This is a genomic window from Pseudoxanthomonas sp. CCNWLW251 (assembly GCF_037402255.1).
In the GTDB taxonomy this organism is placed as follows: Bacteria; Pseudomonadota; Gammaproteobacteria; order Xanthomonadales; family Xanthomonadaceae; genus Pseudoxanthomonas_A.
Window position 1 is genome coordinate 54,597 of record NZ_JBBEGA010000003.1, and the last position, 13,425, is coordinate 68,021.

A 13,425-nucleotide genomic window follows, 5' to 3' on the forward strand; every position below is an offset into this window, starting at 1 on the left:
GCGGCACGGAGCGGCAAGCCACGCCGCACGCTGGCAGGGGCCGCGGAATGACTGCGCGCAAGCTAGCAGGCCGTCGCCCGCCTGACAGCTTCGTCCGTGTCAGGGGCGCGCGCGAACACAACCTCAAGGACATCAATGTCGATGTGCCGCGCGATGCGCTGGTCGTGTTCTCCGGCATTTCGGGGTCCGGCAAATCATCGCTTGCCTTCGGCACCCTCTACGCGGAAGCGCAGCGTCGCTATCTGGAATCGGTGTCGCCGTATGCGCGCCGCCTGATCGACCAGGCCGGCGTGCCGGACGTGGACAGCATCGAGGGACTTCCGCCCGCGGTAGCGCTGCAGCAGCAGCGCGGCACCCCCAACGTGCGTTCCACGGTGGGCAGTGTCACCACGATTTCCAGTTCGCTGAGGATGCTGTACTCCCGCGCGGGCACCTATCCCGCCAACCAGCCGATGCTGTATGCGGAGGACTTCTCTCCCAATACGCCGCAGGGTGGCTGCCCGCATTGCCATGGCCTGGGCCACGTCTACGATGTCACCGAGAAACTGATGGTGCCCGACCCCTCGTTGAGCATCCGCGAGCGTGCGATCGCAGCGTGGCCCCCCGCCTGGCATGGCCAGAACCTGCGCGACATCCTGGTCACCCTGGGCTACGACGTCGACGCGCCCTGGCGGACGCTTCCTCGCAAGGATCGCAACTGGATCCTGTTCACCGACGAACAGCCGACCGTGCCGGTCTATCCCGGCTTCACGCCAGCGGAGACGCGCACCGCACTGCGTCGCAAGACCGAGCCCAGCTACATGGGCACCTTCATCGGCGCACGGAAGTACGTGCTGCATACCTTTGCCACCACGCAGAGCGCGCAGATGAAAAAGCGCGTGGCACGCTTCATGACCGGTGCCCCCTGTCCCGTGTGCAAGGGGCGGCGGATCAAGCGCGAAGCCTTGTCGGTGACCTTCGCTGGCATGGACATCGGAACGCTCTCCCACTTGTCACTGGACCGCATCGCCCAGACGCTGGCGCCCGCGGCGCTGGGGAAGTTTTCCCGACCCGCCCGCACGGGTACGCGGAGCAAGGCAGCCAGCCGACACGATACCGCCCAGCGCGTGGCCAAAGGCGGCCTGGCCCACGCCGGCAGCACGGATGTACGCCGCACGCCGGACTTGTCCGAAGAGAAGCGCATCGCGGCGGCACGCATTGCACAGGACCTGACCAGGCGGATCGCCGCATTGCAGGCCCTGGGCCTCGGCTACCTGTCGCTGGATCGCACCACGCCCACCTTGTCCGCCGGCGAACTGCAGAGACTGCGGCTGGCGACCCAGATCCGCTCCCAGCTCTTCGGCGTGGTGTACGTGCTGGACGAACCCACCGCCGGCCTGCATCCGGCGGATGCCGATGCACTCCATGAATCCCTCGACCAGTTGAAGGCGGCCGGAAATACCCTGTTCGTGGTCGAACACGACCTGGACATGCTGCGTCGCGCGGACTGGCTGGTAGACGTCGGGCCGGGCGCGGGACAACAAGGGGGACGCGTGCTCTACAGCGGCCCGCCGGCCGGCTTGCAGCAGGTGGCCGAGTCCCATACCCGACGCTACCTGTTCCCCACCGGTGCGGTGACGCCGCGCACCCGCCGCGAAGCTTCGGGATGGTTGGGGCTAGCGGAGGTCCATCGCAACAACCTGCATAGCATCCACGTCCGTTTTCCGCTGGGCGCGTTGACCGCAGTGACGGGGATCTCGGGTTCCGGCAAGTCGAGCCTGGTGAGCCAGGCGTTGGTCGAACTGGTGAGTGACCATCTGGGCCATGAACCCGTTGCCGAAGACCATGACATCGAACTGCGGCAGCCCCCGGAATCCGCCCGCGCGTCCGGCAGGCTGGTGGAGGGCGCGGCCGCGATCGATCGCCTGGTGAACGTGGACCAGAAACCCATCGGCCGTACACCACGTTCCAACCTGGCCACGTACACGGGCCTGTTCGATCACGTCCGCCGGTTGTTTGCGGCCACTCCCGCGGCCAGGGCCAAGAAGTTCGGTGCCGGCCGCTTCTCTTTCAATGTTGCGCAGGGACGATGCCCGACGTGCGAGGGCGAGGGTTCCGTGCATGTCGAGCTGCTCTTCATGCCCAGCGTGTACGCGCCATGTCCTACCTGCCATGGCAATCGCTTCAACGAGAAGACGCTCCAGGTCCGTTGGCGTGGGAAGGACATCGCGCAGGTACTGGCGATGACCGTCGACGAAGCATCGGAGCTGTTCCGGGAGGAAGCGTCGGTCTGGCGACCGCTGCACCTGCTGCAGGATATCGGGCTTGGCTATCTGCGGCTCGGCCAGCCGGCAACCGAGCTCTCCGGCGGCGAGGCCCAACGCATCAAGCTCGCCAGCGAACTCCAGCGGGCCCAACGCGGCCACACGCTGTACGTGCTGGACGAGCCCACCACGGGCCTGCACCCCGCCGACACGGACAAGTTGATGACGCAGTTGCACAGCCTGGTCGATGCCGGCAACACCGTCATCCTGGTGGAGCACGACATGCGCGTGGTCGCCGACAGCGACTGGGTGATCGATGTCGGGCCCGGGGCGGGCGAACAAGGGGGGCGGATCGTGGCGGAAGGCACCCCGGAGAAAGTTTCGCGCTCGAAAGGCCCCACATCGCACCATCTAGCCAATGCACTGCGCGGCTAGCTTGGAACGGGACGCGTTTCCATGCAGTTCTCTTTGGAGCACGCTCTCTGGTTCGGCCACAGCGCTTTGACGCGTCAACATATAGGGCAGCCAGGATGAGACTCAAACGCGCAGAAGCGACGGCCTCCACCTACGACCCCGAGGGAGGGGACCATGGCGGCCATGCCCGACTTGATTGCATCATCGTAGGTGGCGGCCCTGCAGGACTTACGGCTGCCACATACCTGCGCCGATTCCATAGAAGTGTGCGGCTCTTCGATGATGGTTTCAGCAGGGCCCGCTGGATCCCGGAGACTCACAATTGTCCCGGTTTCCCTCAGGGCGTCTCTGGTGAGAAACTCCTCCACAAACTGCGAGAGCAGGCGCTTACCTATGGCGTTGCTCCCGTGCAACGACGCGTTGTTGGAATCTCAGCTAGCCCCAATGGCTGGCAAGTCCGTGATGAAAACCAGACCTGGCATGCGGGAAGTGTCGTACTGGCCACCGGTGTTCGGGATCGGGTTCCTGACCTGGAAGACGGATCCATTGATGATGCGATAGCGCGCGGACTGATCCGCTTGTGCGCAATCTGCGACGGATATGAGGCGACGGACCAGAACATCGGGGTTGTGGGACCCTTGGTGCAAAGCATCCAGCACGCCTGCTTTCTGCGCACTTTCTCGTCTCGCGTCAGCGTGGTTCCCTTGTCAGATTCCGTGCCTGTCCTGGCGGAGGTTCGAGAAGAGGCGTTGCGCCGTGCGGCCGAACTTCGCATCCAGGTCCTCCCCGAACTGCACCATCTCTCCTGCAGGGACGACACCTGTGAAGCGAGCGACGTGGCGAGCGGCACGCATCGGTTTGATACCCTTTATGCCGCTATGGGGGCACCCGCGCGCAGCAATCTGGCAGCCATGGCCGGCGCGACGATGGCAAAGGACGGCGCGATCCTAACGGATGCCCATCTGCAGACGTCGCGGCCGGGTCTCTACGCCATTGGCGATGTGGCTACGGATCTGAACCAGATATCCGTGGCCTTCGGCCATGCTGCCATCGCGGCTACCGCCATCCATCGTCGTCTAGACCCGGTCCTGCGCTAACGCAAAGAGTTTGCTCTTGAATCTCCTGGAAAGGATGAGCCTAGTGCTGCATTAGAAGCTACGGCTGACACTTCAGCAATTGGCTATCGGCAGCATCCAAATGGCCCTTTTTGGCAGGCCGAAAGCTGCGCCAATCAATAGAGTGTCTGGCAACGCGTGCAGAAAAATGATCGCCGTTTGCGCACGCCCAGGTATTCTTTTGCGATGCGCTGGCCGCATTGGGGGCATGTGGACTTGGTATGCACCAGCCAGTGCTTGCGAAGGACGAACTGCTTCTTCCATTCAAGGAACTCGAAGCTGTACTGGCGAGCCTTCACTATCACTTGGCCGAGCTTCCGCGGCGGGAGCGCCCCCACCTCGCTGGCAGGATGGACGCCGACGCGGAAAAGCACCTCGTTCTTGATGATGTTTCCAACGCCTGCAAAGATGTCTTGATCCAGCAAGGCATCGCAGACCAGTACCGAAGGCTGTAGTTCAAGTTTGGTCCTGGCGAGCTGTGGCTTCCATTCCGGGCTCATCACGTCGATGCGCCAGTCATAGGTATCGTCCAGAAGCCCTTCGATGTATTTGAGCGAAGATGCGTAGAAGTTCAGCACGCCATTGTCGAACAACAGGGACATGCGAGGATTGGCCGGCTTTTCTTCATCGATCAGGTAGGAACCAAACATCAGCATGTGAACACGCAGGCTGAAATCACGGAACTCGATGAGGAAATGCTTGCCCCAGCTGCGCAGCGCGACAACGCGCTCGCCTTCCATTCGGCTCAGGTCGAGCTTGCTGTTGCCCGACGCCCTGCGGACGGTCTTGCCGCTGAAGTGGGCGGTCGCCTCCTTCAGGATGACGATGGATGGGCCTTCAGGCATGCGAATTTTCGGGCGTCCGCGGCGATGAAAGTGTCCGTAGTAGATCCTGTAGGAGCGCCGCATTGCCAGTCGCATGGCCGTGTGCGGTATTGTCGAAAATGATCCACGGGCAGGCGGGCCATCTGGCGGAAACGACCGCAATGGCAAGCTGCTGCAGACTGTCCTCCGTGTATGCGCTGTAGTACATCCGCGGCGAACCGTGCCAACGCCAATATGGCCAAGGCGACACCGCTTCGGGGCGGCGGGCATCATCGACTAGGGCCGGGTCTGCGGCGACGCGGCCGACGCCGTACCGCTGCAGCAATGCCTTCGCGCTGCTGGAAAACCAGCTGACATGCCGAGGTTCGCAGACGAGCGGTGCCTGCGAGCGATGGCGGAACATCCGAAAGAACGTCGACGCGACACGGGCGTCGAGCAGATGGCTGGGCGGCAGCTGGAGAAGGAAGCCCCCCAGCTTGCTGCCAAGCGCTTCTGTCTCGCCCAGAAAGCGGTCCAACGCCGGAGCGGAATGACGAAGGGCGAGTTCGTGGGAAATCAACTTGGGGATCTTGACGGAGAAACGGAAATCCCCCGGAACCGAGGAGGCCCATCTCGCGTAGGTGGCCGGCTTGTGGGGTTGGTAGAATGATGAGTTAACTTCCACGACTGCGAAACGGGTGGCGTAGCGCGCGAGCATCGATTCGCCTTCGCCGAACAGTGCCAAGCTCTGGCGGGGAATGGACCAGCCTGCACAGCCGACCTTGATTGCCTGCATTGAGCTGGGTTCCTTGCACCGGGGTGTCATAGGGAACGTCACAGGGGAGTGACGTTGGTGGTCGGATCCCTTCAGCAGACGCCCGATTGATCCTGTCTCATGTGGACGGTTGGTACCGTGCACTCACGATGCCAACGCGAACGACCTGAATAGTTTTGGCCTAGTTCGCCGCGCCATTCAGTTGCTTGGCCTGCGCCAAGTGATTGGCCACATGCTCACGCGTCACAGCCAAGTGTGTCCTGACCTCTGCACGGCCGGCGGCGGGTATCAGCTTTCCATCCAGCGTCGCGAGTGCTTCCGTATGATCCTTCACCATGGCAGCAACATAAGCCTTGGAGTACACATCGCCGCTCTTCTCGTTCAGCATGGCCAGCGCTCGCTCGCTCTTCTTGCGTTGCCCATCTGCATCGGGTGCCGCGTTCTCCGGATTGAGTGCGGATGTCTTTTTTCGGTTCTCGGTATGCTGATCAATCATCATCTGCGCATAGGTTGCGACAGGTCCTTTTACGCCTTTGGCGAGGGCCTGTTTACTGGCGGCAATTTCATGGTCATTGATCGCGTTCAAGACGCCAAGAGCATTACGCTCGTCCAGGGATGGCTGGATGTCGGGTCGACCGGTGGCAGCCATGGCTTCGGCTGTTTCATCGGTGGGGTCGGTGTTCAAGACGGGGACTGCGTCTGAAGTCTCGGCCATGACGTCAGCATCGTTATGGTTGTCGCGACAGGCGGACAAGGACACCACGCCGATGGACACGGCGGCGAGGACGAACAGGTGGCGAGCTTTCATGATGCAACTCCGGCTTGTGGGGTGAGGGCCGAACCGGAAAATCCTTCAGGATGGGAACCTGTCCGTATGTTGGCTTGGCTACTAGAGAACGCTCAGGCCCGTGAACGCAATGTGCAATATGTACAGCGTTTAGATTGGCGTGAAGGTGTTGCGAAGACGTGCTGCATCAGTTCGGGCGTGATCTCTTCTTCAATCACTGCTCCACCGGCGCGGTCAGCAAAAGGCAGCTGAAAACCTAGTTGTCCGGAAACATGGAGTAGACGATGAACAAGGTGGATGCCGTGGCCTGCCCGCATGGTCAACAGGACAGCTGATGCTGTCCATCCGTTGACAGTCGCTAGTGCTCGCGACACAGCACCAAGTATTAACTGAATGGGTAGGCTGCCGTCGTCCACCCTACCCCCGATAACGATCCCTAATCAGTACCCCTCCCCTGCGCCGCTTATGTCGACCTTCCTCACCATTGCAATCCAACCTGCCCCGCAGGTCAGCTGGTCTCTGGTGTTTGGCCACCTACTGCGAATGCTTGATCAAATTCATACTCTGCGCCGTAAATTCTTTCCGCGCGCTACCCTCCAAACGCCTAATCCATCGCTTGGCTAGCCATATCCAAGCCGCACGCGGCAAAGGCGGGATGGGAACGGGTTGCTTGCGGAACATCTGCCAACATCGGAAGGCCAGCAATAGGCCCCCTATCCGCTCCTTCGGAGGAAGGTCTCCTAGCCGGCCTGGGTAGCCTGCGTCCAAACGGCCACCGGGGTGCTCGCGCGGCCAGCCCCACTGGGTCAACTCCCAAGCGCCCAAGCCTGCCGCCGAATGGCAGCGTGCTGGCGTCCAGTTGCGGCAGATCAAGTGGACTAAGTCCCGCCGCCAGTGACACTCATAGCGCGCTTTTCGGATCCCCACGCGATCGAGCCTAATCCACTGCGCCGCCCAGTCACATAACGCAGCCATCTCTGGCACGTCCGCACAACGCCGCAAACCCTCATCTACCCCCAGCCGTGGGTTCTGGTACACCAGCAAACCTCCGTGCGTCAGGCAGCGAAGCTGACGCACATCTAGCCAGGCGCTACAGACCGGCCAGCGTCTGTGCCCTGCTTGGTCGAGGTAGCACTGGGGACAATAGATGTGTCGTCGATGAGGAGCCACACGCCACGCAGGGGGAATTGCAGCAATGTCTCCCAGCTGTGGTGGTAGACCGCGCCAAGCTTCTCCTCGGTCGGGGCGTTCGGGCTCTAACCGCTTAGCGGCGATCATCTCCCAGCCATCGCGCTCGATAATCGGCAGGCCTTCCAGCACAGCCTCCATCCAGGACTGCTTGCTTTCCCCGGGCATCGCAACGGGCCAATACGGCAGGAGGGAGAAGTCCATTACGCGAGCCCGAGGTCCGGGGGCAGCTCACCGGCTACCGCCTGCTCCAGTCGTGCCAAGGTAATGCACGGCTCGCCTGCCACTATCGCCAACGTGGCGGCTTCGCGTAGCAGCTTGAGCAACGGCGAGGTCACGGTCAGACCGCGGGCCATCAACCACCGTACGATCTCCATCCGAGCGAGGTTCGAGGGTTCGGGCAGCGGTAACTGCGCTTCGATCCCCAGCAGAAACTGGCGCAGATCCTGGGATTCGGTCCACTCAGGCAACACGACGCGGGTGAAGCGCGATAACAGCTGGTCGTCTGCGGCGAGGACAGCGCGCATATTCTCGGTGGTGGCAATGCATACTGTGATGCCCTGGTTGGTGACCGACTTCAGCAACGATAGGCAATGCTGCTGCGCATGTTTACCGCCATTGAGAAGATTGCCGGCTTCATCGATCAACAACTGCTTGACCCCGCATTGCCTAAGCGCCGGGCCCACGCGTTGTAAGTACGTGGCCGCGGTCTGGGCTCGAAAGCCAGGAATACAGGTGGCCATCAATTCGTTGCAAAAAGCCCGAAAATCGCCGGACGACGGCATTTCAAGAAGAACCACTGGACGCTGGAGGTGACCATCGCTGTCCCTGTCCGCTTCGCTGACGGCATGCAGCGCGGCGTAGTGGGTCAGAACCCGTGATTTCCCAATCCCGGGCGCACCCATAAGATGCAGGCTTTGCGGACGGTCTCGCCCGGCTTCAAAATCGTAGTGGTAGCGGAGCCAGCGCAAGGCGGCCATACCCGCTGGGTAGGGCACGAACTTTTGCTGACGCATGCTGAGACACCGTTGGCGCGGGCTCAACGACAGCAGCGCCGCCGTCTCAGGAAGCAGATGCGCTGGCGCAGTCATAGATCGTTGGCCTCGTCCAGATTGAGCGGTTTCAATGGCAACGTGTAGTCCACCGGTGCGGACTTAGGTGTCACACTGGGCGTCTCGGGTCGACGTGCCTTCTTCAGCCGCGCCCGTTTTGACGTCGCGGCGGCCTTGTCTTGGATCTGGCGTTGCTCGGTAATGGCCGCGAAAACCACCGCTTCCTTTGCACGCGGGGCGCCGGTCTTGGCCAGTGCCCGCTTGGCTTCCTTGAGCTCATCCCAAGTAAACGGCGAACGCGTACGATCAATCAGCGGGACGTCGATGTAGTCGCCCTGATAGTGCAGGTAGATCTTGGTCAGATCCCCATGATTGAAGTGGACGTAGTAGCGCTGCTTGTTGTTGATAAGTTGTGCAATGGCCGGATCCCAATAGCGCAAACCATGAAGGGAAATTCCTTCTCGCGTCACTGAGCGCTCTTTGCGAGGAAGCAGACCAACCATGAAGTGGCGCGGGTCGGCGATCAGCGGCGGTAACGTGACCGTGCCGTCAGCTTGTGTCCATGCCGCATCCCACTTGGCCCGCGGCGTGAGCCCGCCTAAACCCCGATGCGGCGTGTGGTGATAGACGTCGACGATTTCATGCCCGATCCATTTGGCTAGATCCGTCAACGTCATGACCGCATGACGTTCGGAGTCGTAGTCCTTGCGTTGCTGAGGATTGGAGAATGTCGTACCCGGTAGCAGGTGGATCTTGCCCATCAGGGTGCCGATCAAACGCTCAATGTAGGCTCCGTAGTGCGGCTTTCTCACAGGCCTGAGAACGACCTCGATACCGTACCGTTGGCACTGGGCCTCGATACCTTGAGTGCGAAACGTTCGCGCGTTGTCCCAGCTGACGGCCTCGAATTTGCCAAAGATGGGGTAGTCCCCTTTCAGATCCCAGCGACGCAGCCAGGCGTCTTTGGGCAGGCAGGCATGGGCCAGACACAACGCCACGGAGGTTTGTGTCGGCTCGTCCATGCTCAAGTAGTAGCCCACCACGCAGCGGGTGTGCACATCGATCGCCAACGTGATCCATGGCCGTCCGATGGGTAGTCGCGTATCGGGGCTAACGACAACGAGATCGATGATCGCATGATCGATCTGCACCAACTGTAGGGCCCGATGGGTAGTAACCCCTTTTACGGAAGGAGCCTGGACCGCCAACGCGAGCTCCGGACCTAGGCGCTTCCTGGCGGCGAACATGGGGTCCAATGCGCGAATGCGAGCTTCAACTGCCTTGCGACTGACGGGCTCGAGCCCGCTCTGCTCACACAGCATTCGTACATGGAGCAATACGACGGAGACCGGACACCGTTGCCGTGTGAGATAGATGTCATGAATGGCTTGATTAATCACCGCTTCGACGGCCGGGGGCAGCCGCCGCGAACCCGGTGCCGGCCCGGGCAAGGCTCGCAATTGCGAGTTTGGCGAGGGATCGGCCAAGTAAAGGGCGCGTCGGCGTAGAACGGTTCGTCGGTCGACGCCCATCCGGGCAGCGACCACCCCAATTTGTGACGTGCTTGCGCGCAGGGGCAACGTGCCCAGTGCGTCATGCCATGCCATGGCCTCGCGCTCCAGCAACGGGTCGGCATCCTGCGGATGGACCAGCGCCTTGGGCTTGAGCTCGGCAACAGGAGCGGAGAGCTCCTCGGCGCTGCTCCATACATGCTCAGCTGTGCCGAGGACGCAAAACTGAATCTCGGAGAGGCTTCGTACGGCGGTAATGCGGACAGCGCGCCCCTGCCAGACAGCCATGACGCCTGGAGCCAGACGGAGTGCAGCGATCGGTGAATTCAGACGTGAGCGGTTTGGCATGGTCGGTATCCCGACCCCGCGGCGCACAAACCCCCTGCCCCTCTTGACGACGGGAAAAAGTGGGCGCAGGCTAGGTCAATCGGCGGATCAACCGGTGATGACTGAAGGCTCGAGCACGCCCGCTCGGGCCTTCGCTTTTCTAGCCTCAGGAGACGATCCTGCACCGCTAGGTCATAGAGGGTTCTCCGTCGATTTAAGACGCCCCTTGATACGCTTTTTCAGTCGAAAAATCCACTTCCAGTCAATGACTTACCAATAAAACATATATTGGTTTCTTAAAACCATTTATTGGTGAGCAGTGGACTTCCTAGCCTGCAGATGGGTGCGAGCAGCGAAGTGATACAGAGGACAAGCATGGACGACGACCGGCGGCTACTTCTTTATGAACTGGCGCTTTCCACTTTCCAGGCGCAGATGTCGACCATTAGCGAAATGCTTGCGGTGGAGCGTGTTCGCGATGTTCCAGATGACGCACGCATAGCCGCTCTACGAGCTAAGTCCATGGCGCTCTATCTCGAGCGACACGAACTGGATTCACATGACGCGGGCGCGATGGAAGCCGTCGTGCGCAAGTACGCAGCCAAGCCCGAGCGAGTAGAGGAAGTTCTGCAGGGACTTCGGGGACAGTAAAGGTCTGAAGTAATCTGACAAGACAACAAGTGAGAAGGCGTGCGTGTTCACCCAGGCAAGGAAGTCAACAGAATGGAAAATCTAGACATTGGGCTTAAAGCCATCGCTCTGCTGAGCGCACTCATCGGCGTCTTTCAGCTTGTACGTCAGATCGGGGGTTCCCGCGTTGTGAGTCATCGCTCCAACTACGCGTTCGTGCAGGAATACATCGCACAAACTAAGTCCAATCCTCATCCGCTACTCGTAGAAATGGGATATCGCGCAATCTATCCCCACTCAAATCTGGGCGCCCCCGAGATTCTGTACGTCCTTTCGTTTCCTCGACCCAGTCGTGCGTTCCAGCTCTATCAGAGGGGTCGTGAGTACCTAGATTTTGTCGACGGCGTGCCTGATAGCAGTGCCAGTGTTGGCTACGGTGAGAGCTACAAAAACGGGGGTTATCGCAGCCTGCTGAAGGCTACTTATTTTATCTTTTACTTTGTCTTAGCGATGATTGCGTTTGCACCGCTGGTGTTCTTCGGTCAGTTGCTAGCCTACTCGTGGCAGATTGCGGGAAGCCTCACCATCTTCTGCCTGGTGGTGTTCGGACCATTCGCTGCGCTGTGCTTGCGGCGATACTCCTCAGTGCTGTCAGCAGAGCGTTTCGTTGACATTCAAAAAGAAGCATTCGGCAAATCATCCGCAACGCATGCGTGATAGCCCGGTTCTGCGGTCCCAAGCAATATAAGCCGGAATCTTTCCACAATACGCGGCCTTGATTTAACCGCTACAAGGGTCGTACCGGAATTCTTCCACATTCCCCCAACGGCATAGGCCGCCGGGCCCGCTGAATTTCCCTAGATCGTGTCCAAATGCGACACCCACGGCTCGCCAACGTGGAGCCTCCGCGCTATGTGGCGGATTCTTAAGGGGTATTCCAGCTTCCATCAATCAGGAAAACCGACATTCTGCCTATACCAAGCCACAGCCCCCAGCAGCCCCAGCTGCCCATGCTCCACCCGCCATACCGGCACCCGTTCCAGCTGCTCGGTCATCACGCCCTTGTTGAGGTACCGCTGCAGGAAGCGCCCGTCGTGCAGGAACTGCGGAATGTGCGCGGTCACGCCGCCCGCCAGATACACGACCCGGGCGCCGAAGATGATCGCCAGATCGCCGACCACGCTGCCCAGCCACCCACAGAACGTCTCCAGCGTTTCCCTTGCCAACGCATCCGATTCCGCGGCCGCGACCAGCGCGCCGGCATCCGCATGCACCGGCGTCGCGTCGCGGAGTTCGCACAGGCACCGGTACAGATTCATCAGGCCAGGCCCAGACAGTACGTGCTCGTTGTGCAAGTACGGCCGGTCCTTCAGCAACCGGCGGACGATATCCAGCTCCAGCGCATTGCCGGCCGCCAGCGACGCCTGGCCGACTTCCGTCGGCAACACCCGTGGCGGCTGGCCTTCGATCCAGACCGCAGCCCCCAGCCCGGTGCCCGGGCCGATCACCAGCGCCGGCGACGACGTTCCAGATGCCATCAGCGGTGTCAGCGGCGACAGCGTGTCCGGCGCGAGCGTCGGCACCGCATTGGCCACGGCTTCGAAATCGTTGATCAGTTGTACCCAGGCCAGGCCGGCACCCACGCGCGTCTGTTCCACCGACACCGCCCACGGCAGGTTCGAATTGATCAGACGGTCGCCCTCCAGCACACCGGCGATGGCCACGACCGCGCCATGGCACGGCGTGCCGGCCGCATAGTCGTGGAGGATGGAGGCGAGATCCGGATGCTCAGCGCAGGCGTAGCGACGGTAATCGTGGATGTCGTTGCTGCCGTCGGCGTCGATCCAGCCGAGGCGGGCATACGTGCCGCCCACGTCGGCGACGATGATGCGTGCACGCGAAACATCCTGCGGGTGTGCTGCGGGAACGCCTGTCGGCACCTTGTCCATCGTTACCGTGCCTGCCATGCGGATGCCACGCTGCCCAATGCCTGAATTGCGCGACAAGGATAACGTGTCGTTGCCCGATCGTGGCGCGGGCCGACCGCAGACGGCGCGCAGCTCACCCTACGGAAAGGTACGTCCACGGGTCATGGCGTATCATGCGGGCATGTCCCGGTTCGCCCCCCTGCTCCGTGCCCTGCTCTGCCTGGCGTTGCTGCTCAACGGCACGGCGTACGCGCATGCCGCCACGCGCATGGCGATGGGCGACGTGGCGGCCGCCGTCCAGGCTGCCGAGGACACGCCACCGTGCCACGAGGGCATGGACATGGCGATGCCGGTGGACGGCGACGCTTCTTCCGGTCACCACGACGCCGACGCCGGCCTGCCCGATTGCTGCAAGGCAGGGAGCTGCGACGGCTTCTGTGCCCAGCACGCGCCTGCACTGACCTGGCTGACCCCGCTCGGGGCATTGCCGTATCCGCAGGCAGAAGCTCCCGCCTACCGTGCCGATGCCCACGCATCCGTACGCCTGTCGCACCGTCACCGACCTCCCATCCTGGCGGCCTGACGCCGCATTCCCGCGGCTTTCCGCAGGGCCGGTGGCGCGTGTCGCGCGCCGGATCCACGACCACGACGG

Annotated in this window: 11 protein-coding genes; 5 read left to right on the forward strand and 6 right to left on the reverse strand. The window is 61.7% G+C overall.

Annotated features, from left to right (window positions below; genetic code table 11):
- Positions 1-47: 47 nt before the first annotated feature.
- Complete coding sequence (locus tag WBN46_RS13280) at positions 48-2,678, forward strand: excinuclease ABC subunit UvrA (protein WP_337731981.1); 2,631 nt, start codon at positions 48-50, stop codon at positions 2,676-2,678.
- A gap of 95 nt (positions 2,679-2,773) precedes the next feature.
- Positions 2,774-3,754 carry an NAD(P)/FAD-dependent oxidoreductase gene (locus tag WBN46_RS13285; RefSeq protein WP_337731982.1) on the forward strand — a complete coding sequence of 327 codons (981 nt, stop codon included), beginning with the start codon at positions 2,774-2,776 and terminating at the stop codon, positions 3,752-3,754.
- 134 nt (positions 3,755-3,888) lie between these two features.
- Here WBN46_RS13285 and WBN46_RS13290 read toward each other — a convergent pair whose 3' ends face one another.
- The 5 genes from WBN46_RS13290 to WBN46_RS13310 all read right to left on the reverse strand — a co-directional run bounded on the left by WBN46_RS13290 (position 3,889) and on the right by WBN46_RS13310 (position 10,176).
- Positions 3,889-4,617, reverse strand: a complete 729-nt coding sequence (locus tag WBN46_RS13290; RefSeq protein WP_337731983.1) for a DNA-formamidopyrimidine glycosylase family protein — start codon at positions 4,615-4,617, stop codon at positions 3,889-3,891.
- Positions 4,610-5,371, reverse strand: coding sequence for a DUF72 domain-containing protein (locus tag WBN46_RS13295; RefSeq protein WP_337731984.1), 762 nt, complete (start codon positions 5,369-5,371; stop codon positions 4,610-4,612). Before WBN46_RS13295 ends, WBN46_RS13290 begins: the two co-directional genes overlap by 8 nt.
- A gap of 160 nt (positions 5,372-5,531) precedes the next feature.
- Positions 5,532-6,158 (reverse strand): DUF4142 domain-containing protein, encoded by a 627-nt coding sequence (locus WBN46_RS13300; RefSeq protein WP_337731985.1) that lies wholly within the window; start codon positions 6,156-6,158, stop codon positions 5,532-5,534.
- Positions 6,159-7,528: 1,370 nt separating this feature from the next.
- Positions 7,529-8,341 carry a TniB family NTP-binding protein gene (locus WBN46_RS13305; RefSeq protein WP_337731986.1) on the reverse strand — a complete coding sequence of 271 codons (813 nt, stop codon included), beginning with the start codon at positions 8,339-8,341 and terminating at the stop codon, positions 7,529-7,531.
- A 71-nt stretch (positions 8,342-8,412) separates the two neighbouring features.
- A complete protein-coding gene (locus tag WBN46_RS13310) occupies positions 8,413-10,176 on the reverse strand; it encodes a Mu transposase C-terminal domain-containing protein (RefSeq protein ID WP_337731987.1) in 1,764 nt (587 codons plus the stop codon).
- 414 nt (positions 10,177-10,590) lie between these two features.
- Here WBN46_RS13310 and WBN46_RS13315 point away from each other — a divergent pair, with 414 nt between their 5' ends.
- Together WBN46_RS13315 and WBN46_RS13320 are read left to right on the forward strand one after the other, a co-directional pair.
- Complete coding sequence (locus WBN46_RS13315; protein ID WP_337731988.1) at positions 10,591-10,866, forward strand: hypothetical protein; 276 nt, start codon at positions 10,591-10,593, stop codon at positions 10,864-10,866.
- Positions 10,867-10,938: 72 nt separating this feature from the next.
- Positions 10,939-11,562, forward strand: a complete 624-nt coding sequence (locus tag WBN46_RS13320) for a hypothetical protein (RefSeq protein WP_337731989.1) — start codon at positions 10,939-10,941, stop codon at positions 11,560-11,562.
- Between the two features lie 230 nt (positions 11,563-11,792).
- Here WBN46_RS13320 and WBN46_RS13325 read toward each other — a convergent pair whose 3' ends face one another.
- On the reverse strand, positions 11,793-12,794 hold the full coding sequence (locus WBN46_RS13325) for a glucokinase (RefSeq protein WP_337732222.1): 1,002 nt from the start codon (positions 12,792-12,794) through the stop codon (positions 11,793-11,795).
- Positions 12,795-12,954: 160 nt separating this feature from the next.
- On the opposite strand from WBN46_RS13325, the gene WBN46_RS13330 reads away from it, so the two are divergent.
- Positions 12,955-13,356: a CopL family metal-binding regulatory protein gene (locus WBN46_RS13330; RefSeq protein ID WP_337731990.1), complete on the forward strand. Its 402-nt coding sequence runs from the start codon at positions 12,955-12,957 to the stop codon at positions 13,354-13,356.
- Positions 13,357-13,425: the final 69 nt, after the last annotated feature.